The sequence below is a fragment of the Fusobacterium massiliense genome (assembly GCF_900095705.1).
Lineage (GTDB): Bacteria > Fusobacteriota > Fusobacteriia > Fusobacteriales > Fusobacteriaceae > Fusobacterium > Fusobacterium massiliense.
Window position 1 is genome coordinate 72,270 of sequence record NZ_LT608324.1, and the last position, 21,888, is coordinate 94,157.

Consider the following 21,888-nt stretch of genomic DNA (forward strand, 5'->3'; position numbering starts at 1 on the left):
CTCTCCCCCTTTTTCATAAATAAAGTCTCTTGACAGCCGTATGAGTTCTACGAGCTCAATAAACATAGGCTCTTCGAACTAATATGGACGCCAGAGACTAACTTTTATTATTTAATTTTATACTTTCCTATAGAGTAAAATAAGTCCTTAAGTTAAAAAAATCTTGTCCAAATAAAAACTAGAATAAAATTTCCTATAATTCCTGCTAAAAAATCATCTAAAACAACACCTACACCATTTCCAAAACTTTGAGATTTATAAATAGGTCCTATCTTTGTTATATCTAGTATTCTAAAAATAATAAAAGCTAGTCCCATAGAAATCATCGTCTCTTTTACTCCAACTGGATTAATTAAAAATAATGTTGTTAGAAAACCTAAAACTTCATCTATAACTACAGACTGTGGGTCTTCTTTTTTAAATATTTCTTTTTCACATATATCAGCCACATAAACTGATATAGCAAAAAAAGTTACAAGGAAAATCAAATAAAAAGAATTATACAAAGTTATATTCATAAAAAATCTTTTTATATATGTTAAAAAAATAAAAATTGGTATTCCACCTAAAGTTCCAAAAGTACCTGGCATAAATGGAATATCTCCTAAACCAAACCAAGTCCCTAAGTTTCTAATTAACTTATAATTTTTGTCAGACATTTAATATACCCCTCTTTTATAATTATATTCTCTATAAACTCCTTTTTTTGTTTTTAATTGCTTTAAAATTTTAGAAATTTCTTCGATTTTTTCAGTCGTAAATTCAAGAACTACTATATCTACATTCATTTTTTCAATATCTTCCATTATATTTATAATATTTAATGCTTTTTCTAAAAATAGCTCTGTTCCATATTCATTTCTTTTAATGATAAAATTATCGTTTTCTTTATTAGTTATAGTTATATCTTCTGAATTATTTAAATCTACATCAATAGTCATTCCTTTAAGCTTAGAATAGATTAAAAGAGCTTTTTTTAATCTAGTTTTTCCTAAAGTTCTAATTTTTGAAAAATTTATTTCAGGAGAAATAATAAAACTTTCCAATTTATTTATATTTTCTAAAACTTTTATAGTATAGCTATTCACTATATTTAAATTCCAATTCAACATAACATCTGAGTTATTATTTTCTAATAATTCATAAAAATTAGATGCTAATTTATTATCTAAGTTATGTTTTTTTAAATTAGATTGTTTAGCTAAATCATAAGTCCTTCTGTAAATAGATTTTATTGAAAAATTATCTTGAACTTCTTTTAAATAATTTTCCTGCTCATCATTGCTAACTATACATCTTATTTCAAGTTTTTTAGGCTCATCTTTTTCAATCTCTATATTGTAATAATTCTTTCCTAACTTCTTCAAATCATCATCTAAATTTCTTCTATAAAAAGAAATTAAACTTTCTCTAAATTTATCAACTATATTTCTTTTTAAAGTCTTCAATTCTGACAAGGGAATAAAGATATTTTTATCAATATCTAATTCAATGTTGTCGATTGAAAATTCACTATCTCCTATTTCAGATAACTTACTAATAATATCTTCTTCAGTTGTAGCTCTTTTTTGTGCTAATTGTGGACTTATTTCTGATATTTCTTTTACTTCTAAAAGTTTATTTTCATATTCATCTTTTATAAAAGCTAAAAGTTCAATTTTTTGCTCCAATTTTGCTAATATTTTGAAATTTATAGCTAATTTTTTATCAGATATTTTTAAATTTTTACTGACAATATCATTTAATTTTTTGTTGTAATTTCTAAAAATATACTTCGTTCCTTCGGGATAATTTAATATAATTTTTTCATCTTTATAAGCAATTTTTCTTTCTTCATTCACAGATAGAACATTTATTCTTCCAATATATGTTCCCCCTAAACTCGTATAATCTTTTGAAACAAAAGTAATTCCATCTCCAGAAATAATTTCTGTGTCTAATAATATATTTTTTCCAACAACAGTTCCTATTTTTTCTCCCATATTGTAGGAAAAATTCCTATTCATAATATTTTTATTATCTCCATAAAAAAAGCCTTTTTCATAACCTCTATTAAATAACTTAGAAGTATTTTCTTCTGTTTTTATACCTTTAATTAGATTTCTAAAATAGCTTACTGTTTCAAAAACATAATTAACATCTTTCATTCTACCCTCAAGTTTTATACTTTCAACTCCAATTTCTTTTAATTTTTGAATTTCATCAAAGCCATATAATTGGTCTTTAGGGCTTAAAAAATATGATTTTTCTCCACAACTTGTTTTATATTCTTTTCTACAAGGTTGAGCACACATTCCTCTATTTCCACTTCTTCCACCAACAAAACTACTCATATAGCAGTTTCCAGAAACAGAAATACAAAGTGAACCAGAAACAAAAACCTCAAGTTCCATATCTGTATTTTCTCTGATAGTTTTTATTTCTTCAAAACTCAATTCTCTAGGTAAAACTATTCTTTTAAAGCCAAGTTCTTTTAAATAATTTATTTCATGATAATTTCCTATTGTCATTTGAGTACTTCCATGAATTTCTATATTTGGAAAATTTTCATGTAAATACTTTGCATAACCTATATCTTGAACAATTATTGCATCTAGACCATGATTATATAAATCTTTTAATGTTGGATATAAAAGCTCTATTTCTCTATTTGTCATAATAGTATTTAAAGTTAAAAAAATTCTACTTCCTCTTAGATGAGCATAATCAAGTGCTTCTTTTATTTCTTCTACAGTAAAATTATCTGCATTTCTTCTTGCCCCAAACCCTTTTAACCCTAAATATATTTCATCAGCTGTGGCACTAATAGCCGAGTAAAATCTTTCCATATTTCCAGCTGGTGCTACAATTTTCATATACTTTCACAAACCCTTTCTATTTTTTCATATAACTCTTCAAGAGAACCGTTATTCTCTATTACAATGTCTGCTTTTTTTATTCTTTCTTTATTCGTTATTTGAGAATTGATAATATTCGTTGCCAAAGTTTTATCTATTTTATCCCTTTCAATTATTCTTTCTATCTGAATTTTATGGTCAGAAATAACAACTAATATTTTATCACATAAACTGTCTATTCCACTTTCAAAAAGTAAGGGCACATCAAAAATAAGAATTTTATTTTCTTTATTATTCTCTTTAGCCTTTTTATAAAATTCAAAAACTTCTGGGTGAATAATATCATTTAATAGCTTTAATTTACTTTTATCATTAAATACTATTTCTTTCATTTTTTTTCTATCTAAAGAAAAATTATTATCCAAAATATTTGAACCAAATTTTTCCACTATTTTATTTTTTATATTATCTTCGTTAGTTAAATCTTTAGCAATCTTATCTGCATCAAAAATTTGATATCCTTTTTCTTTCAAATACTTAGACACAGTACTTTTACCACTTGCTATTCCTCCAGTTAATCCTATTATCACATCATTCACCTATCTTTTATACACTGGTAAATTTTTAAAATCAGAATCTATATAATTTAAAATCTCTTTCTTTATGTCTGATATCATCTTTTTCTTTGATGGTACAGGTTTTTCAGTTTCATCTTTAGGAATTTTATTTGTTACTTTTCCAGAAATAACATAGTAAGTTTTCCATTTTTCTTCATATTCTTTTTCAAATGTTTTTTCTCCACTAAAAATAACTTCTCTACTAATATTAGAAATTAATTTATACTTTAATTTTATTCTTATATCGGTTGAATTAGTAAATCTATTTTCTATATAGTTTACTACATCTACAACTTCTTTTCCATTATTATCTTTTGATACAACTCTATTTTGCCTAGGAAAACTTTGCATATTTACCTTGGCTGGATTATAATTCAATAGTTCTAAATTTATTTCCAAGTCTAAGTCTGGATTTTTATTAGAATATTTAAAATTATTATTTTTTAATTCAGTGGTAATATTATCTTCAATTTCTTTATTTAAAAGATAATCATCTCCATTTATTCTATAGATATATGTTTTCTCAATGTTTTTATCCAATCTATCTAGCTCATTTTTTACTTTATTATCTTGAGGGTTGTACACAAAAATTTTTTTATATTTTCTATATTTAGCAACCTTTTCTTTATAAGTATTTTCTTTGCTTTTTCCTGCTTCTTCAAATAATTTATTAGCTATGATTTTCCCATTTTTTTCATGCTTTTCAACATCTACTTCAATAGAAAATAATTTATCTTTTATTTTATTAGGCAAGTCTAAATACAATTTTTCTAACAAGAATAAATTTTGCATATCATTTTTTTCACTATAGTAAATCTTTCCTTTATTAAAAATTTCTTGATAACTTTTCACTAAATTTTCATTATCTATTTTTTCTCTAATAGGCTCATCAAGTAATGATAAAGCTTCATAATATTCATTTTTTGTGGCACTTCTATTAGCTGAATTTATTGTCATTTGTGTACAAGACACTAAAAATATCATACTTAAAAACATTAAAATTATTTTTTTATAACTCATGTTAGCTCCCTAATATATTTTTATACTATAAATTAATTTACCATATTTTACAATATATATCAAATTTTATTATCGTAATAAAAATCTTTTTTATAATATTGAAAATAAAATTTAAAAATGATATTATAAAACAAATATAATATTTTTTTAATTTTGGGGGTGTTTTTATGAAACAACGAAATATTGCCATGGCTATTATCTTTTCATTTTTAACTTGTGGAATTTATTTTATTATTTGGTTATGGTGCTTAAATAATGAATTAAGAACAGCAAACAATAAAAATTTAAACTCAGGAACTAATTTTTTATTGTCTTTTATAACTTGTGGAATTTATTCTCTTGTTTGGATGTATAAATTAGGTGATGAAGTTGAAGATGCTGGTGGTAAAAACGAAGGAGTTGTTTACTTAATTTTATCTTTATTTGGTTTCATGTTAATATCTGTTGCATTAGCTCAACATCAAGTGAATAAAATATGCCAAAAAAATCAAAATTAATATTAATTTTCATAGGGATAGCTTTAATTAGTTTTTTTGTAAATATAAAATTTAAAGGGCATAGTATTTGCCTATTCTATAATATTTTTGGACTACCTTGCCCCAGTTGTGGAATGACTAGATCTTATTTACATCTGTTCCATTTAGATTTTAAAGGAGCTTTTCATTTTCACCCTTTATTTTGGGCTGTTCCCTTTTTATTAATATTTTATAAAAACAAAAAGATTTTTTATACTATTAGTGCAATTTTTATAGTAGTTTGGATAGTTAGACTTTTTTTGTTTTTTCCAACTACTCCACCTTTGGATTTTAATGATAACGCAATTTTTCCTAGAATTTATAGAATGTTTAAATAATTTTATTAATACAAAAAAATAACCCCTGATATCCGTATAAAACTCATACAGCTATCAAGGGTATTTTTTTATTATATGGAAAAGTATAAATTAAATATATTTTTTTGTCTCTGACGTCCATATTAATAAAAAAAGCCTGTGTTCATTGAGCTCATAGAACTCATACTGTCAAGAGACTTTTTTATTTCAATGCAAAATGTAAAACAAATAATACAAACATTGCCCATACACTTGGGGTAATGTCTTTTACATTTTTTGTAAAGATTTTTGAAAAAACATACACTATAAAACCTGCAGCAATACCATCAGGAATAGAGTATCCAACTATCATTATCATTATTGTTACAAACCCAGCTGAAGCAGCTGTAAAATCGTGCCAATCTATACTTGAAAGTTGTGTTGCCATAAGTATTCCAACACATATAAGAGATGGTGCAATAACAGGTTCAAAAGACATTCCATTTATCATTATTGGGGAAGCTATTGCAACAAGTGGTGTAAAAATTGAAGCTATTAAAAACCAAATACCAGTTACTATTGCTGTAACTCCTGTTCTTCCTCCAGCAGCTACTCCACTTGTAGATTCTGTTAATGTTGTAACTGTAGAAGTTCCTAGTACAGCTCCTAAAACTGTTCCTATAGCATCTGAAAATAACATTTTTTTCATTTCATAATTTTTACCAGTTTTTGATGTTATTTTATTTGTAATTGCAACTAAAGTTCCAGCAGTATCAAAGAAATCTACAAAGAAGAATGTAAAAATTAGAAAAATTGATTTAGGTTTTGCCACCAAACTTTTTAAACCTATAAAAAAATCTCCGAAATGATTTAAAGAAGTATTTACTTTTATAATTTCATTTGAAAACTTAGGCATTCCTTCAACACCAAAATTACCTAATACTATACCAACAATAGCAGTAATTAAAAGACCAAAAAACACAGCTGCATCTATTTTTCTACTCATTAAAATTATAGTAATAAGTAAACCAAAAACTGCAAGAAGCACAGTAGGATTTCTAAAATTTCCCAATGTTATAAGTGTTGCCGGATGTGATACTGCTATTCCAGCTTTAACAAGTCCTATTAGTGCTATAAAAAAACCTGTCCCAGCTCCTATACTCTGTTTTAAATTTTCTGGAATAGAATTTATAATTTTATCTCTTATTCCTGTTGCAGAAAGCAAAAGAAACAAACTTCCTGATACAAAGACCATTGCTAAAGCTTCTTGATAAGAATAACCATATAACTTTACAACTATAAAAGTAAAAAATGAATTTGAACCCATTCCTGGAGCTAAACCTAGTGGAGCATTTGCAATAAGTCCCATTACAAAACATGCAATAGCTGATGAAATTGCTGTTGCTAAAAACACTGAATTAAAATCCATTCCAGCTGAACTTAATATAATAGTATTCACTCCTAAAATATAAGCCATAGTCAAAAAATTTGTTGTTCCTGCTATTATTTCTTTTTTGAAATTAGTTTCATATTCTTCAAATTGAAAATAACCTCTTAATTTTTCTATCATTTCCTCCCCCTTAAAAATCTTATAACTTTTATACATTATAAATAATAGGCTAATATAAATCAAGTTTTTATTTTTTATTTTATATTCTTTCCTATAGAACAAGAAATTATTATTTGCTATGATACTTAAAATAAGATATAATTAATAATCAAAATTTTAGAGGTGAGTAATGGACAATTTAAATGAGGATAGAATAAAAAATATAGAGATACTTACTGTAACTCTTTCTATAATAATTTTATTCTTTTTCGCTTCATATATTATAGGTGAAAGAGAAAATGTGTTTTTAGGTCTATTTAATATAATAACATCTCCAGCAATATTAATAACAGATTTTATTCAAGTTGGAGGAATAGGGGCAGCTTTTTTAAATGCTCTCTTAATTTTTCTTTTTAATTATTTTTTAATAAAAATTTTTAAAGTAAAAATTACAGGTATGGTTATTGCCATGTTTTTCACTGTTTTTGGATTTTCTTTCTTTGGAAAAAATATCTTAAATATTTTGCCTTTTTATTTAGGTGGAATTTTATATAGTATTTATACTTCAACAGAGTTTTCAGAAAATATAGTTCCTGTAGCTTTTTCAAGTGCTCTAGCTCCCTTTGTAAGTAGTGTTGCTTTCTATGGAGAAGTTACTTATGAAACTTCTTATATTAATGCAGTCTTAATAGGAGTATTGATAGGATTTATAGTCGTTCCTCTAGCAAAAAGTTTATACGATTTTCACGAAGGTTATGATTTATATAATCTAGGATTTACTGCTGGAATTTTAGGTTCTGTTATAATTGGAGTTTTAAAAATGTATCATTTTGAAATTATTCCTCAGTATGTTGTATCCACTGAATACGATGAACCATTAAAAATAATATGTTCACTTACTTTTCTATCTTTAATTATCATAGGTTTTTTTATAAATAACAGTTCATTTTCCGGCTTCTTTAATTTATTAAAAGATGATGGATATAAATCAGATTTTACTAAAAAATATGGTTACGGACTAACATTTATAAATATGGGATTAATGGGACTTACTGGAATGCTTTATGTTATTTTCACAAAGCAAACTTTTAATGGCCCTATACTTGCCGGATTATTTACAGTTGTTGGTTTCTCTGCTTATGGAAAAACTTGGTTTAATACTATTCCCATTTTAGTTGGAGTTACTCTTGCTAGTTTGGGTTCTAAGGGAACAGACTTTACAATAGCATTATCAGGACTCTTTGGTACATCTCTAGCTCCTATTTCCGGTACTTTTGGACCAGTTGCTGGAATTATAGCTGGTTGGCTTCATTTAGCCGTAGTTCAAAATGTTGGCTTAGTACATGGTGGACTTAATCTTTATAACAATGGTTTTTCTGCGGGTATAGTAGCTGGATTCTTATTACCAATTTTTAATATGATTACAGACAATAAAAATTTAAGAAAGATAAATACTCAAAAAAGACATATGAAATTTTTAAAAGCTGTTCAAAACACTATCGAGAAAAAACTCGAAGAAGAACAAAAGAAAGAGGAGGAAATATAAAATGAAAGTACTTGATATAAAAGAATTAAACTTTTTAAAAGTAGGTGTAGATATAGACCCGTTAACAAATCATAAATTAGAATATTTAGAAAAACAAAATGCAATCTCTGCTCTTCTTTTAAATCATTCTGAAACTAAAATATTATTAGTTAATCAGTATAGAGCAGGTGTGCACAATTTTATCTATGAAGTTCCAGCTGGAATTATCGAAGTAGGGGAAAGTCCTCTTTCTACACTTGAAAGAGAAATTAGAGAAGAAACTGGATATTCTAAAGAAGATTATGATATTATTTATGATTCAAAAACTGGTTTTTTAGTTTCTCCAGGATATACTTCTGAAAAAATCTATACTTATATAATTAAACTTAAATCTGATGACATATTACCAAAAGAATTAATATTAGATGAAACAGAAGCTTTAGAGACAAGATGGTTTCCTATTGAAGATGTACCTAAACTTACTCTTGATATGAAAACTATATTTTCTTTAAATCTTTATAAAATAATGAACAAACTCTCTCGATAGCCGTATGAGTTCTACGAACTCATACGGCTGTCAAGAGACCAATTTTTATATTAAATTTATACTTTCCTATAAAATTAAGAAAATCTAGTTAAGGAAAGTATGCCCTTTTCTATTTTATTTATTTCTTCTTGCATATCATCATTTAAAGTTCCTTGTTCTTCTATTGATTCTCTAGCAAATTTTAAATATTCTTCAGCTTTCTCTTTATCTCCAATACCAATATAACAGAATGCTAATTCTAAATCTTCTCCATCTACTACATCTTCTTCATCCAGTGATATTTGTCTTGATTCTAAAAGAATTTCAATAGCTTCTTCATATCTTTCTAGTCTTCTTAGACATATTCCAATATAATATAAATACCAACCGTCTTTATTTAAAGAATTAGCTTTTCTAAATGATTCTAATGCTTCTTCATATTTTTCTAAATCTAGTAAAAGTTCTCCTCTCATTCCATAAATCCAAGCATCATTTCTTCCAAGCTCAATTGCTCTCTCAAAATGTTCCAAGGCTTCTTCTGGATTAGGTTCTTCAAGTGTTCCATAAAGCCAACCTATTTCAGAATTTACAAAAATTTTTTGTTCTGTATCGTCATCTTCAATCATAGTTAAAGATTTTTGTAACCTTTCAATTCCTTCTTCTGTCTTACCACTTCTACCTAGATTTAATCCTATTTCTGTATTAAGCCATTCATCAGCTCTACCAAGTTTTTCAGCCTTTAATAAAAATTCAATAGCATCTTCATAGTTTTCCATTGCATCATAAAGCCAACCAAGTTCTGTCAATGTGAATGAATCCTCACTATCCATTTCATAGGCAACTAAATAATTTTCAATGGCTTTTTCATATTCTTCTAATTCAGCATAACACATTCCTATTTCAACATTTATCCAAGCATCATTTCTTCCTAATTCTTTAGCTTTTTTATGATATTCAAGTGCTTTTTCATAATTACCTAATTGACGATGACAACAACCAAGGTGACTATTAATATAGGCCTCTTCCTTATTTTCATCATCTAAATTTAAAGCATCTTCATATTTTTTTATAGCTTCTTTATATTTTCTTAGTTTTTCTAGACAATAACCATATTCTTCATTTATCCAAGCATCATTTCTACCAAGTCTTACTGCTCTCTTAATATATTTTAAACTTTCTTCATATTTATCTAGAGCATCGTAGCACCAAGCTATATCTGATAAAAGATAAATATCATTTTTATCAAGTTTTTCAGCTTTTAAATAGAATTCTAATGCCTTTTCTTTATCATCTTTCTCCTTATAACAATGCCCTATCTCAATAAGTAGCCAAGCATCATTTCTACCCCATTTTTTAGCTTGTGAAAATGCTTCAATAGCTTCATCATAGTTTGCTAAATGTCTTTTACACCACCCAAGTTGACTATAAATATATGCAGTGTCCTTATCTTCTGATTCTGCCTCTAATGCACGATTAATTTTTACTATTGCTTCTTCAAACCTTTTTAGTTTAGATAAACAATAACCATATTCTGTATTTATCCAAGCATCATTTTCCCCTAGTTCTTCAAGTCTTTCTAAATACTTTAATGCTTTTTCAAATTCGCCCAAAGAGTTATATAACCAAGCTAAATCTGACATTATAAAAATATCATCTTCTTTTAATTCAAGAACTTTTAAATAGTATTCTATTGCTTCTTCCTTTTTATCCATATTTTTATAACACATACCTATTCTTATAAAAATCCAAGCATCAGCTCTACCTAATTCTATGGCTTTAAAGTAACTTTCTAAGGCTTCTTCTTGTCTTCCTTGTTCTGCTAAACAGTATCCTAACTCAGAGTATAACCACTCACCATTTTGACTCTTATTTATCATATTTTTTAAAAGTTCTTCTGCCTCTGTATAATGCCCATATCTATCATATAACCAAGCTAAAGTTGAATCTACATTAGTTTCTCCTTCATCATCTCTAACATATTTTTTAGCTTCAAGTGCATATTCCATGGCTTTCTCATGATTTCCATTTTCATCTTCAACTCTTGATAAAGATATATATGTTTCTATCAATAGAGTACAAGTAAAATCGTCCTCTGGATTTAACTTATTGGCTTTTAACAAATATTTTTCTGCATTTTTAAAATCATCTAAAAAATAGTATGAATAAGCTATTCTACAATTCCAACGAGGATTATTAGCTTCTTCAAACTCTATTCCCTTTAATACTTCTAGAGCTTTTTCATATTGTTGAGTATTATTGTAGGCTCTACCTAGCTCACTTATTAATTCTGCATTTAATTGCTCAACTGGTAAGGCTTCTATCATATCAATTATTTCTTCATGTTTATCTAAATCATACAAACTTTCTATTTTTTGTAATATTTCTTCTTTCAATTTTCACCTCTTATTTTAATGCTTTTTCAGCTTTATCATAATATTGGAACACATTCATATAAGTTTATCCTAATGATGCCTAAATAACATCATTTTTATTATTAGCTTTTACTTCATCTTAAAAATATTTTAAAGCTCCTTCTTTTCCTTTAGTTCTCCAAATATGCACATATATCCAGTTGTCATTTCATTTTAAATCCTTTGCTATAAAATATCCAAATACGAAAAAATTTTCCCCTTATTTTTCCATGCAACAATTTTTTCTAAATTTACATTTTTTGTTGACTGCATTATACTCTTCTTTATATCTGGGTTAGTTTTTACAAGTAAATCTAGCAACTCTTTTGTTTCTCTTCTTTTACTAGATGTTTTCCCCGCAGCAACAGTACAACCACAATTCATTGGAGAAATTCCATTATATTTTATCCAATTTTTTATAGATTTTTCTTCTACATAGTAAAGTGGTCTTATTAATTCCATTTCAAAATTATCTGCTTTTAGTTTAGGCAACATAGTTTCAATCTTCGCCATATAAAACATACTCATAAGTGTAGTTTCAACAACATCATCAAAATGATGACCTAAAGCTAATTTATTACAACCTAAAGAAGCCGCTTTTGTATACAAACTTCCTCTTCTCATCTTAGCACACATATAACAAGGATATTCTTTTGCTATTTTTTCTGCAATTTGAAAAACATTATCTTGATAAATTTCTCCTGGTATTCCTAAATTCTTTAGATTAGTTTCTAATTTTTTTAAATTTTCACCATTAAAACCAGGGTTCATCGAAATAAAAACTACCTCAAATTTTGTTTTACTTGCTCTTTTTAATTCTTGAAATAATTTTGCTAGGAGTAAACTGTCTTTCCCACCAGAAATAGCAACAGCAACTTTGTCTCCATCATTAATCATAGAAAATTCTTTTAATGCATGAATAAAAGGACTCCATAATTCTGAACGAAATTTTTTTTGTATACTTTTTTCTATTTCAACAATTGGTTTTAATGGGACTTCTGGAATTATAGCCTCACATACAATTTTCCCAATACTATTTGACATATCTATTAAATTTTCTTTGCTAGTGTTTCCCATATTTAATCAAAAAAGTTATTTTATTTTCAATAACTTTCTATCCTCCTTAAAAATTGTTTCCTTATAAATAAAGTCTCTTGACAGCCGTATGAGTTCTACAAACTCAATGAACACAGGCTCTTCGAACTAATACGGACGTCAGAAACTAATTTTCATTTTTTAATTTTATACTTTCCTATAGATTAAAAAAGTCTCTTAACAGCCGTATAAGTTCTACAAGCTCAATAAATACATGTTCTTCGAATTAATACGGATATCAGAGACTAATTTTTGTTATTTTATTTTATACTTTCCTATAGAATAAAAATTTTTTATAAATATTTTTCAGTATAATTTTTTTTGAATACAGCTATATCTTCATCATCTTTTTCAATTGCTAATTTTAAATGATTATAGAAAATATCTATAATCCCATCAAATTCTCCTAAGCCAGTTAAGATAACATCATTCACTTTAAATCCATTTTCTTCTAGTTCATTTTTATAATCAATAGCCATATCATTTTTTGCATGTTCTCCTGCAACAAACATAAATGGAGCTAAACGAACTCCCTCAATTCCTGCTTTTTTTAACTTTCTTATTAGTGTATCCATAAGAGGATAAGCTTTTGTGCAAACAACAAAAACATTTTCATGACCATGGTCATCAAAAATATATTCTATCATACTATAACTAGTTGCTAGTGGAGAATCTGTTCCATGACAAACAAAAACAAGAGCTTCTTTTTTATTCTTTGGTACATATACCTCTTCTAAAGCTTCCACACATTTCTTATAATCGTCAATATAATACAATAAAGGTTTTCCTATTTTTATACTTTTAAATTTATCCGAATATTTATTTAATTCATTTAATAAATTTTCATATTCAACACCCGGAATAATATTTGAAGTTTGAACAATTATTTCATCATAACCCTTTTCTATTATTTCCTCAATAGCTTTTAGTGGAGTGGGAACTATTACTCCTCTATCTTTTAGTTTTTTTAATACAATTCTTGAAGTATAAGCAGTAAACAAATCGTAATCTTTAAATTCCTCTGCAAATTTTTTATTCATTTTATCTATAGTTAATTTTCTTGTATCATCATGAGTTGTCCCAAAATGAACTATAAACAATGCTTTTTTATTAGACATAATTCCTCCTAAATTATTTTGTTTAGCAAAATATATTTATATGTATTATATATTATTTAAAGGCACTTAGCAAGAATTATTATTTTTTACTTTTTATACTCATATAAGTTTCTATTTCATCTGCTGTTCTTGGAAATTTTTCTCCTAAAATTCTACTTTCTCCATTTTCTTCAATTAGTATGTCTCTTTCCATTCTAATTCCACCAAAATCCATATATTTTTCAATTTCATCATAATTTAAAAATTCTTCATGTAATTTTTCTTTTTTCCATTTCTCAAAAAGTTCTGGTATAAAATAAATTCCTGGTTCAATAGTAAATATATTTCCAACTTCCAATTTTTTAGCAAGTCTCAATGAAGAAAGTCCAAATTGAGATGATTTTTTTTCACCATCTTCATAACCAACATTAACTTCACCAAAATTTTCCATATCGTGAACAGTCATTCCCATCATATGCCCTAACCCATGTGGCATAAATAAAGCATGTGCTCCAACTTTAACAGCTTCCTCCACATCACCTTTCATTAGTCCTAGCTTTTTCATATTTTCTGTTAGAACTTTACAAGCCTTTAAATGCAGTTCTTTATATGTTATTCCAGCTCTACAATTATTTTTAGCTGTTTCAAACATATCATTAACAATATTATGAACAATTTTTTGTCTTTCACTAAATTTTCCACTAACAGGAAAAGTAGTCGTCATATCTCCACAATAGCCTTCATCATTCAAGGCTCCACAATCTAATAAAACCATATCTCCATCTTTTAAAGTTTCTAAATGATTGTGATTATGTAAAATTTGCCCATTCTTTGTCAAAATAGTTTGGAATGAGTAGTAAGCATTATACTTTTTAGGCATCTTCTCAACTTCTGCAACCAATTCATATTCTTTCATTCCAGCTTTTACTTTTTCCATAGCAGTTAAGTGCATTTCAGCTGTAATATTTACTGCTTTTTCTATTTCTTCTATTTCAAATTTATCTTTAATGTTTCTTTGTTTTATAATAGCTTTTACCAAATCAAAAGATGTATAATTATCAAATTCTAATGGATTTATATCTAAAATTGAACTCAAATACATTATATTATCTGCTTTATATTGATTAGTAAATCTAATATTTTCTCTATTTTTTAAATAGCTCTTTAGCTCTTCTTTTTCAATAAATTTATCTACTCCAACTTCCTTAGCTATGTCTTTTAAATACTTTTGTTTTCCCATCCAAATTATGTCTGATATAGTATAGTCATTTCCAAAAATAATATCTACATTATTATCAATATCTATAACTCCAACAAGGCCATTATGATTAAGACCGAAGTAATATCTGAATGTTGCATCTTGAATAAATGGATATGTATTATCCTCACAGTCTAAAGGTGAAAAATTATTTCCCATAATTACAATAAGTCCACTCTTAAAATTTTCTTTTAATTTTTTTCTTCTATTTTCATAAAATATTTTCTCGAACATTATAAATTTATAGGAGTTATTGTCTTCTTATTTAAAGAAATTTACAACAACTCCTATGTCCTCCTCCCATAATAGCAATTTATATAGCCGTATGAGTTCTTCGAGCTCAATAAACACAGACTCTTCGAACTAATACGAATATCAGAGACTATTTTTCAGTATTCTATTGTTATTCTTTAATAAAATTTAATTCTTTAGCTCTATGACAGGCAAAGAAATGATTTTCTCCAACTTTTTCAAGTGCAGGAGATTTTTCAGAACAAATTTTTTCAGCATAAATACATCTTTTTGCAAATCTACACCCTACACCAGGATTTATAGGAGAAGTTATTTCCCCTTCAAGTTTTATTCTTTCCATTTTTTTCTTTATATTTATTGTAGGTATTGCAGATAATAATGCTTTAGTATATGGGTGAATAGGATTTCTAAAAAGTTCTTTTGACGGAGCTTTTTCAACTAATTCTCCTAAATACATAACTGCTATATCGTTTGAAAAATGTTTTACTACCGATAAATCATGTGTTATAAACATATATGTAAGTCCAAATTTTTCTTGTAAATCTTTCATTAAATTTAAAACTTGTGCTTGAATAGATACATCAAGAGCTGATACAGGTTCATCACAAACAATAAATTTTGGATTTAAAGCTAAAGCTCTAGCTATCCCTATTCTTTGTCTTCTTCCCCCATCAAGTTCGTGTGGATATGTATTAACAAGTCTTTCACTTAGTCCCACTGTATCCATAAGTTCCTTAACTCTTGCATTTAACTCTTGTTTATTTTTACATTTTTTATGAATAATAAGTGGTTCTGCTATTATTTCACTTACTGTCATTCTTGGGTTTAACGAAGCAAATGGGTCTTGAAATATTATTTGCATTTCTTCTCTCAATTTCTTCATTTCTGACTTTGAATATTCTCTTATATTTTTACCTTCAAATATTATTTCTCCATCTGTTGCTTCTAAAAGTCTAAGAATAACTCTTCCTGTTGTAGATTTCCCACAACCAGATTCTCCAACTACTCCTAAAGTTTTTCCTTCTTCAATAGTAAAATTAATTCCATCTACTGCATGTAATTGTCCTTTTGGAGTCTGAAAATATTTCTTTAAATTTTTTACTTCTAATAGTACATTACTCATTTTCTTCCTCCCAATTTTCTCTGAATTTTACTAAATTTTCTGCTATCAAGCATCTTACATTATGTCCTTTTGATATTTCTGTTGTCAATGGAGCTTGTTTTGAACATAACTCAACTGCATGTGGACATCTTGGATTAAATTTACAACCAGAAGGTAAATTAGTTGGATCTGGCATAAGTCCTCTTATAGGAACTAATCTAGTTTTTTCTTCATCTAAACTTGGGATAGAACCAAACAATCCTAAAGTATATGGGTGTTTTGGATTTTCAAACACATCTTCAAGACTTCCATATTCAACGATTTCTCCTGCATACATTATTGCTACCTTATCACATACTTGAGCTACAACACCAAGATCGTGAGTTATAAGCAACATTGAAGTTTTAAATTTATTTTTTAAATCTGTCATCAAATCTAATACTTGAGCTTGAATAGTAACATCAAGAGCTGTTGTAGGTTCATCAGCAATCAAAAGTTTTGGATTACAAGCAAGAGCTATAGCTATAACAACCCTTTGTTTCATTCCACCTGAAAATTGATGTGGAAAATCATTTTTTCTAGCTCCTGGTATACCAACAAGTTCTAGCATTTCTGCTGCTTTATCCATAGCTTCTTCTTTTGTTATACGTTCATGAATTTCAATAACTTCAGCTATTTGTTCTCCAACAGTCATAACTGGATTCAATGATGTCATTGGATCTTGGAATATCATTGAAATATCATTACCTCTTATTTTTCTTATTTCTTCTTCAGGAATTTCTAGAATGCTCTTTCCATTGAATATTATTTTTCCATTTTTTATTCTTCCAGTAGGTCCAGCTATAAGTTTCATAATTCCTAAAGCTGTTGTAGTTTTCCCAGCTCCTGTTTCTCCAACAAGACCTAAAGTTTCTCCCTCTGCAATTTCTATATTAATTCCATTAACAGCATGAACCGTTTCAGAATTTTTAACATATTGTATCTCTAAATCTCTAATTTCTAAAAGATTTTTATTTTCCATCGTTTCGCCTCCTAATAATTATTGTTTCAATCTAGGGTCAAGAGCATCTCTTAATCCATCTCCCAATAGGTTAAGTGATAAAATTGTTACCATTATTGCTACACCAGGGAAAGTTGTTACCCACCAAGCATATCTTAGGTATTGTCTACCTCCAGATAGCATAGAACCCCATTCAGGTGCTGGTGGTTGTATTCCTAGACCAATAAAACTTAGTCCTGCCGTAGATAATATTGCTCCTGCAACTCCTAAAGTTCCTTGTACAATAACAGGTGCTAAAGAGTTAGGTATTATATGTTTTAAAATTATTCTTGTGTTACTAGCTCCAATTGCTCTAGCTGCCTCTATAAACTCTTGATCTCTTATAGATAACACCGATGCTCTTACAATACGAGCAAAATTTGGAACATAGGATACACTTATTGAAATCATAAGATTTAACATACTTGGACCTAATGCTGAAACTATTGCTATTGCCAATAATATACTAGGTACAGCTAAAAATATATCCATAATTCTCATAATAACATTATCTATTAATCCACCGAAAAAACCAGATATTGCCCCTAATATTCCACCTACAATTATCGAAATTGCTATTGCTAAAATCCCAACCTTTAGTGAAACTCTAGCTCCATGAATAAGTCTTGCAAATATATCTCTTCCAAATTCATCTGTTCCTAACCAATGTTTTGCATTAGGTGGCATAAGTCTTTCAGCCAGATTTTGTTTTATTACAATATTGTCATAATTTGCTATTACATCAGCAAATAGTGCTAATATAACTAATATTATAAGTATAATTAGCCCCAACATTGCCATCTTATTTTTTTTAAGCATTCTTGTTACTTCTGCCCACTGCCCTTGTTTTTTAGTATTTGTACTCATCTCAACCTCCTACTTATACTGTGATTTTATTCTTGGATCAACAAAAGCATATAATAAATCTACTAATAGATTTACCACACTATACACTAGAGCCAAAAATACAACAGAAGCCAACACAGTAGGTGTATCTTTTTGTCTTATAGCTTCAACCATAAGTCTTCCAACACCAGGCCAAGAATATACTGATTCAGTTAGAACTGCTCCTCCTAAAAGTCCACCAAATTGTAATCCTACAACTGTAATTATGGGAATTAAAGCATTTTTTAAAGCATGTTTATTTATAACTTTCTTTTCTGCAACTCCTTTTGCTCTTGCAGTTCTTATATAGTCTTGTCTTATAACTTCAAGCATAGAAGACCTTGTCATTCTTGTTACTATTGCTGCAGAACCTACACCTAAAGTAAGAGCTGGCAGTATTACACTTGATAATCCATCAAATCCACCAGACGGCAACATTCCTAATTTAACAGAAAAAGTTAAAATTAACATAAGTCCTAACCAAAATACTGGCATAGAAACTCCTAATAATGCCAATACCATACTAAAACTATCCATAAAAGAATATTGTTTTGTTGCTGAAATTATTCCAACTGGAATTCCAATCAATATTGAAATTATTATTCCTAATACAGCTAATACTACTGTATTTGGAAATCTAGCAAATATTTCAGCAAAAACTTCTCTTCCAGTTGTATAAGATTTTCCAAAATCACCCATTAAGGCATTTTTTACAAATCTAAAATATTGTATAAAGAAAGGATCGTTTAATCCCATTTTTTCTCTTAATGCTAACACCGCTTCTTTAGGAGCACTTTCTCCTAAAATTAACTGTGCTGGATCACCAGGTGTTAGATACATAATAGCAAATACTAATAATGTTACTCCAAGCATTACAGGTATTAAAAGAAGTAACCTTTTTAAAATATATTTGTGCATTTCATCACCGTCCCAAAATTAAAGTTTAACAATACATAATAAATAAAGCTTTTTGACAACCATATGAGTTCTACAAGCTCAATGAACACAGGCTCTTCGAACTAATACTGATGTAGAAATTAATTTTCTCTATTTATTTTTATACTTTCTTATAGAATAAACAAAAATACAAAAAGCTGTTGCAGATTAGTGTAGCAAATACTAAATTTGTTTATTTTCAAACAAATATAACAGACTTGCTATAAATCTTGATTTGCAACAGCTTTCATATTTATAATATTACTACTTATTCACCTTTAGTTACACCATATATTCTATGTGCTTGAGCTGCATCTAATTTGAAGTTTTTAACTTCTTTTTTAGTTACAACATTTTGTAAAGGATAAACAACTATATACATAGGTAAATCTTTTCTTATTATTTCTTGAATCTTTTTGTATATATCTTTTCTCTTTTCAGGATCTAATTCAGTTTTTCCTGCTTCTAATAATTTATCAACTTCTGCATTTGAATAGAAAGATCTATTTCCAGCTGATCCCATAGTAGTAGAACTTGTTAATTCAAACATTCCATAGTCTGGGTCTCTTGTAACAGTTCCCCAACCTAATAAATACATTTCATGGTCTCCTCTAGCTGTTCCATCTAAGAATGCTCCCCATTCAACAGTTTCGATAGTTAAATCTATCCCAATTTGTTTCAATTGGTCTTGAAGTATAACTGCTGTATCTCTTCTTACAGGGTTATCATTTACCCATATTTTAGCTTTAAATCCATTTGGATAACCAGCTTCAGCAAGTAACGCTTTTGCTTTTTCTATATTTTGAGTATATTTTTCAACATCAGAATATCCCCAAACATTTGGAGTTAATATTGAATTTCCTGCTTGTCCAGCTCCTAAAAATACTGTATCTATTATAGGTTTTTGATCTATTGCATAAGATATAGCTTCTCTTACTTTTAAATTGTCATAAGGAGCTTTTTTCATATTAAACCCTAAATAAGTTATAGATACTTGAGGACCTTCTATAAAATTAAATGCTTCATTATCTTTTAATTTTGTTTTATCCATTCCTTGAATATCATATATAACATCAAGTTCTCCAGTTTCTAATCCAATAGTTCTATTTGTTTCTTCAACTATATTTCTAAATACTAAATTTTTTATAGGAGCTGCACCTTTCCAATAATCAGGGAAAGCTTCTAAAGTAATTCTATCTCCACTTTGCCATGAAACAAATTTATATGGCCCTGTACCTACTGGATTTTGTGCAAATTTATCTCCAGCTTCTGTTGTTGCTTTTTCACTTAATATTGCTAAAGTTGAGTGTGATAAGTTATTTAAAATTGCTGCCATAGGTTTTTCAGTTGTTACTTTTACAGTGTAATCGTCAATAACTTCAACTCCATTTACTCCAGCTAAAATGTGACTAACTTCTGGTGATTTTAAAGCTCTTTCTAATGAGAACTTAACATCAGATGCTTTCATTTCATCTCCATTATGGAATTTAACTCCTTGTCTTAAATGGAAAATTATAGTTTTATCATCTGGTCTTTCCCATGATTCTGCTAACATTGGTTGAGGAACTCCATCATCATCAAGATACATTAATGTATCAAAAATTTGTACTCTAACTCTTGCTGATGGGTTGTCATTTGATGCATGAGGGTCTAGAGACTTAGCATCTGCTCCTTGAGCAACAACTAAAGTATCTTTTCCTCCATCTGCAGCTTTATCATTTCCTCCACAAGCTACAAGAAATAACATACTAAAAATCATAACTGCTAATAAATAAAATTTCTTTTTCATACTTTCCTCCTTAAAATAGTTTCTATAAAATTTTGTATTTTAACTTATACCAGTCAAAAAACTTTTTACTTATTTTTTGTTTTAGCTTTCGGTTTTGAAATAGGAATATTAGCAACAAGAGCCACTTTTCTTGGATCATCTTCATATGAAGAAACTTCTATATTTAATTTTGATTTATCTATTTCTACATACTTAGATAAAACTTTTAGAATATCATTTTTCATATTTTCTAGAACTCCAGATGGTAACATTGCTCTATCTTGAATCAAAACAAATTTTAATCTATTTTTTGCATCATCTTTTGAATTCTCTTTTTTAAAAAAATTAAATAGTCCCATTTTTATCCCCTTTTGAAGACAAATTTTATTTTATCAATGAATCCCATTTTCACATTCAAATCTAAGAATGGAACTTCTTTGCCTTCTATTCTTTCTACAATATTTTTATATGCTTTTGCTGCAAGAGTATCTCCTTTATATACTAGAGGTTCCCCTTTATTTGTTGATATAACTATTGATTCATCATCAGGAACTACTCCAAGTAATTTTATTGCTAATATGTCAAGCATATCCTCTACACCTAGCATATTCCCTTCTTTTACCATTTCCATTCTAATTCTATTTACAATTAATTTTGGATCTTTTATTCCAGACGCTTCTAATAATCCTATAATTCTATCAGCGTCTCTTGTAGCTGATATTTCTGGTGTTGTTACCACAATTGCTTCATCTGCTGCAACTATTGCATTTTTAAATCCTTGCTCTATTCCAGCTGGACAGTCAATTAAAATAAAATCAAAATCCTTCTTTAATTCTGATACTAATTTTTTCATTTGTTCTGGACTAACATCATTTTTATCTCTTATTTGAGCTGCTGGTATTAATGAAAGATTAGTACATCTTTTATCTTTTATCAACGCTTGAGCTACTCTACATCTTCCTTCAATAACATCAACCAAATCATAAACTATTCTATTTTCTAGTCCCATTACAACATCAAGGTTTCTTAATCCTATATCCGTATCAATCAATAAAACTTTATGCCCACTTTCAGCAAGCCCAGCTCCTAAATTTGCTGTTGTAGTTGTTTTACCAACTCCACCTTTTCCTGATGTAATTACTATTACTCTTGCACTCATT

20 protein-coding genes are annotated in these 21,888 nt (G+C 27.9%); 4 read left to right on the top strand and 16 right to left on the bottom strand.

Annotation, left to right across the window (positions count from 1 at the left end; genetic code table 11):
• Positions 1-152: 152 nt before the first annotated feature.
• From BQ2505_RS00350 to BQ2505_RS00365, 4 genes are read right to left on the bottom strand one after another with little or no spacing between them, the layout of a single operon-like run.
• Positions 153-659 (bottom strand): phosphatidylglycerophosphatase A family protein, encoded by a 507-nt coding sequence (locus tag BQ2505_RS00350; protein ID WP_074015853.1) that lies wholly within the window; start codon positions 657-659, stop codon positions 153-155.
• Positions 660-2,855: a peptidase U32 family protein gene (locus BQ2505_RS00355; protein WP_074015854.1), complete on the bottom strand. Its 2,196-nt coding sequence runs from the start codon at positions 2,853-2,855 to the stop codon at positions 660-662.
• Positions 2,852-3,427 (bottom strand): dephospho-CoA kinase, encoded by a 576-nt coding sequence (coaE, locus tag BQ2505_RS00360; protein ID WP_074015855.1) that lies wholly within the window; start codon positions 3,425-3,427, stop codon positions 2,852-2,854. Before coaE ends, BQ2505_RS00355 begins: the two co-directional genes overlap by 4 nt.
• Positions 3,428-3,436: 9 nt before the next feature.
• Entirely contained in the window at positions 3,437-4,474 is a 1,038-nt protein-coding gene (locus tag BQ2505_RS00365) for a hypothetical protein (RefSeq protein ID WP_143403509.1), read from the bottom strand.
• Between the two features lie 167 nt (positions 4,475-4,641).
• Between BQ2505_RS00365 and BQ2505_RS00370 the strand changes: the two genes are divergently transcribed.
• On the top strand, positions 4,642-4,971 hold the full coding sequence (locus BQ2505_RS00370; protein ID WP_074015856.1) for a DUF4234 domain-containing protein: 330 nt from the start codon (positions 4,642-4,644) through the stop codon (positions 4,969-4,971).
• Positions 4,950-5,327, top strand: a complete 378-nt coding sequence (locus BQ2505_RS00375; protein WP_074015857.1) for a DUF2752 domain-containing protein — start codon at positions 4,950-4,952, stop codon at positions 5,325-5,327. Before BQ2505_RS00370 ends, BQ2505_RS00375 begins: the two co-directional genes overlap by 22 nt.
• A gap of 181 nt (positions 5,328-5,508) precedes the next feature.
• On the opposite strand, the gene BQ2505_RS00380 is transcribed toward BQ2505_RS00375, so the two are convergent.
• Positions 5,509-6,855 carry an NCS2 family permease gene (locus BQ2505_RS00380; RefSeq protein ID WP_074015858.1) on the bottom strand — a complete coding sequence of 449 codons (1,347 nt, stop codon included), beginning with the start codon at positions 6,853-6,855 and terminating at the stop codon, positions 5,509-5,511.
• A gap of 169 nt (positions 6,856-7,024) precedes the next feature.
• On the opposite strand from BQ2505_RS00380, the gene BQ2505_RS00385 reads away from it, so the two are divergent.
• Together BQ2505_RS00385 and BQ2505_RS00390 are read left to right on the top strand one after the other, a co-directional pair.
• Positions 7,025-8,380 (top strand): DUF1576 domain-containing protein, encoded by a 1,356-nt coding sequence (locus BQ2505_RS00385; protein ID WP_074015859.1) that lies wholly within the window; start codon positions 7,025-7,027, stop codon positions 8,378-8,380.
• A 1-nt stretch (position 8,381) separates the two neighbouring features.
• Positions 8,382-8,906 carry an NUDIX hydrolase gene (locus BQ2505_RS00390; RefSeq protein ID WP_074015860.1) on the top strand — a complete coding sequence of 175 codons (525 nt, stop codon included), beginning with the start codon at positions 8,382-8,384 and terminating at the stop codon, positions 8,904-8,906.
• A gap of 74 nt (positions 8,907-8,980) precedes the next feature.
• On the opposite strand, the gene BQ2505_RS00395 is transcribed toward BQ2505_RS00390, so the two are convergent.
• The 11 genes from BQ2505_RS00395 to minD form a co-directional block, all read right to left on the bottom strand.
• A complete protein-coding gene (locus BQ2505_RS00395) occupies positions 8,981-11,278 on the bottom strand; it encodes a tetratricopeptide repeat protein (RefSeq protein ID WP_074015861.1) in 2,298 nt (765 codons plus the stop codon).
• 204 nt (positions 11,279-11,482) lie between these two features.
• A complete protein-coding gene (locus BQ2505_RS00400; RefSeq protein ID WP_187367076.1) occupies positions 11,483-12,373 on the bottom strand; it encodes a tRNA 2-thiocytidine biosynthesis TtcA family protein in 891 nt (296 codons plus the stop codon).
• A 311-nt stretch (positions 12,374-12,684) separates the two neighbouring features.
• Positions 12,685-13,509, bottom strand: a complete 825-nt coding sequence (locus BQ2505_RS00405; RefSeq protein WP_074015862.1) for a sirohydrochlorin cobaltochelatase — start codon at positions 13,507-13,509, stop codon at positions 12,685-12,687.
• Between the two features lie 79 nt (positions 13,510-13,588).
• Entirely contained in the window at positions 13,589-14,980 is a 1,392-nt protein-coding gene (locus BQ2505_RS00410) for an aminopeptidase P family protein (protein ID WP_074015863.1), read from the bottom strand.
• A 169-nt stretch (positions 14,981-15,149) separates the two neighbouring features.
• Entirely contained in the window at positions 15,150-16,121 is a 972-nt protein-coding gene (locus tag BQ2505_RS00415) for an ABC transporter ATP-binding protein (protein WP_074015864.1), read from the bottom strand.
• Positions 16,114-17,121: an ABC transporter ATP-binding protein gene (locus BQ2505_RS00420; RefSeq protein WP_074015865.1), complete on the bottom strand. Its 1,008-nt coding sequence runs from the start codon at positions 17,119-17,121 to the stop codon at positions 16,114-16,116. Before BQ2505_RS00420 ends, BQ2505_RS00415 begins: the two co-directional genes overlap by 8 nt.
• A gap of 18 nt (positions 17,122-17,139) precedes the next feature.
• Complete coding sequence (locus BQ2505_RS00425; RefSeq protein WP_074015866.1) at positions 17,140-18,006, bottom strand: ABC transporter permease; 867 nt, start codon at positions 18,004-18,006, stop codon at positions 17,140-17,142.
• Between the two features lie 9 nt (positions 18,007-18,015).
• Positions 18,016-18,942, bottom strand: a complete 927-nt coding sequence (nikB, locus tag BQ2505_RS00430; protein ID WP_074015867.1) for a nickel ABC transporter permease — start codon at positions 18,940-18,942, stop codon at positions 18,016-18,018.
• A 286-nt stretch (positions 18,943-19,228) separates the two neighbouring features.
• Positions 19,229-20,749 (bottom strand): ABC transporter substrate-binding protein, encoded by a 1,521-nt coding sequence (locus tag BQ2505_RS00435; RefSeq protein WP_074015868.1) that lies wholly within the window; start codon positions 20,747-20,749, stop codon positions 19,229-19,231.
• A 65-nt stretch (positions 20,750-20,814) separates the two neighbouring features.
• The gene (gene minE / locus BQ2505_RS00440) at positions 20,815-21,087 is read right to left on the bottom strand and encodes a cell division topological specificity factor MinE (protein WP_074015869.1); all 273 of its coding nucleotides are present in this window, start codon (positions 21,085-21,087) and stop codon (positions 20,815-20,817) included.
• Positions 21,088-21,089: 2 nt separating this feature from the next.
• Entirely contained in the window at positions 21,090-21,887 is a 798-nt protein-coding gene (gene minD / locus BQ2505_RS00445) for a septum site-determining protein MinD (protein ID WP_074015870.1), read from the bottom strand.
• Position 21,888: the final 1 nt, after the last annotated feature.

Excerpts from the sequence above, each read along its gene's own strand:
- BQ2505_RS00400 (WP_187367076.1), bottom strand. The coding sequence starts at position 12,373 with ATGGGAAACACTAGCAAAGAAAATTTAATAGATATGTCAAATAGTATT.
- BQ2505_RS00390 (WP_074015860.1), top strand. The coding sequence starts at position 8,382 with ATGAAAGTACTTGATATAAAAGAATTAAACTTTTTAAAAGTAGGTGTA.
- BQ2505_RS00415 (WP_074015864.1), bottom strand. The coding sequence starts at position 16,121 with ATGAGTAATGTACTATTAGAAGTAAAAAATTTAAAGAAATATTTTCAG.
- BQ2505_RS00375 (WP_074015857.1), top strand. The coding sequence starts at position 4,950 with ATGCCAAAAAAATCAAAATTAATATTAATTTTCATAGGGATAGCTTTA.
- minE (WP_074015869.1), bottom strand. The coding sequence starts at position 21,087 with ATGGGACTATTTAATTTTTTTAAAAAAGAGAATTCAAAAGATGATGCA.
- BQ2505_RS00350 (WP_074015853.1), bottom strand. The coding sequence starts at position 659 with ATGTCTGACAAAAATTATAAGTTAATTAGAAACTTAGGGACTTGGTTT.
- BQ2505_RS00410 (WP_074015863.1), bottom strand. The coding sequence starts at position 14,980 with ATGTTCGAGAAAATATTTTATGAAAATAGAAGAAAAAAATTAAAAGAA.
- BQ2505_RS00370 (WP_074015856.1), top strand. The coding sequence starts at position 4,642 with ATGAAACAACGAAATATTGCCATGGCTATTATCTTTTCATTTTTAACT.
- BQ2505_RS00365 (WP_143403509.1), bottom strand. The coding sequence starts at position 4,474 with ATGAGTTATAAAAAAATAATTTTAATGTTTTTAAGTATGATATTTTTA.
- nikB (WP_074015867.1), bottom strand. The coding sequence starts at position 18,942 with ATGCACAAATATATTTTAAAAAGGTTACTTCTTTTAATACCTGTAATG.
- BQ2505_RS00380 (WP_074015858.1), bottom strand. The coding sequence starts at position 6,855 with ATGATAGAAAAATTAAGAGGTTATTTTCAATTTGAAGAATATGAAACT.
- BQ2505_RS00435 (WP_074015868.1), bottom strand. The coding sequence starts at position 20,749 with ATGAAAAAGAAATTTTATTTATTAGCAGTTATGATTTTTAGTATGTTA.
- BQ2505_RS00405 (WP_074015862.1), bottom strand. The coding sequence starts at position 13,509 with ATGTCTAATAAAAAAGCATTGTTTATAGTTCATTTTGGGACAACTCAT.
- BQ2505_RS00385 (WP_074015859.1), top strand. The coding sequence starts at position 7,025 with ATGGACAATTTAAATGAGGATAGAATAAAAAATATAGAGATACTTACT.
- BQ2505_RS00420 (WP_074015865.1), bottom strand. The coding sequence starts at position 17,121 with ATGGAAAATAAAAATCTTTTAGAAATTAGAGATTTAGAGATACAATAT.
- BQ2505_RS00355 (WP_074015854.1), bottom strand. The coding sequence starts at position 2,855 with ATGAAAATTGTAGCACCAGCTGGAAATATGGAAAGATTTTACTCGGCT.
- minD (WP_074015870.1), bottom strand. The coding sequence starts at position 21,887 with ATGAGTGCAAGAGTAATAGTAATTACATCAGGAAAAGGTGGAGTTGGT.
- BQ2505_RS00425 (WP_074015866.1), bottom strand. The coding sequence starts at position 18,006 with ATGAGTACAAATACTAAAAAACAAGGGCAGTGGGCAGAAGTAACAAGA.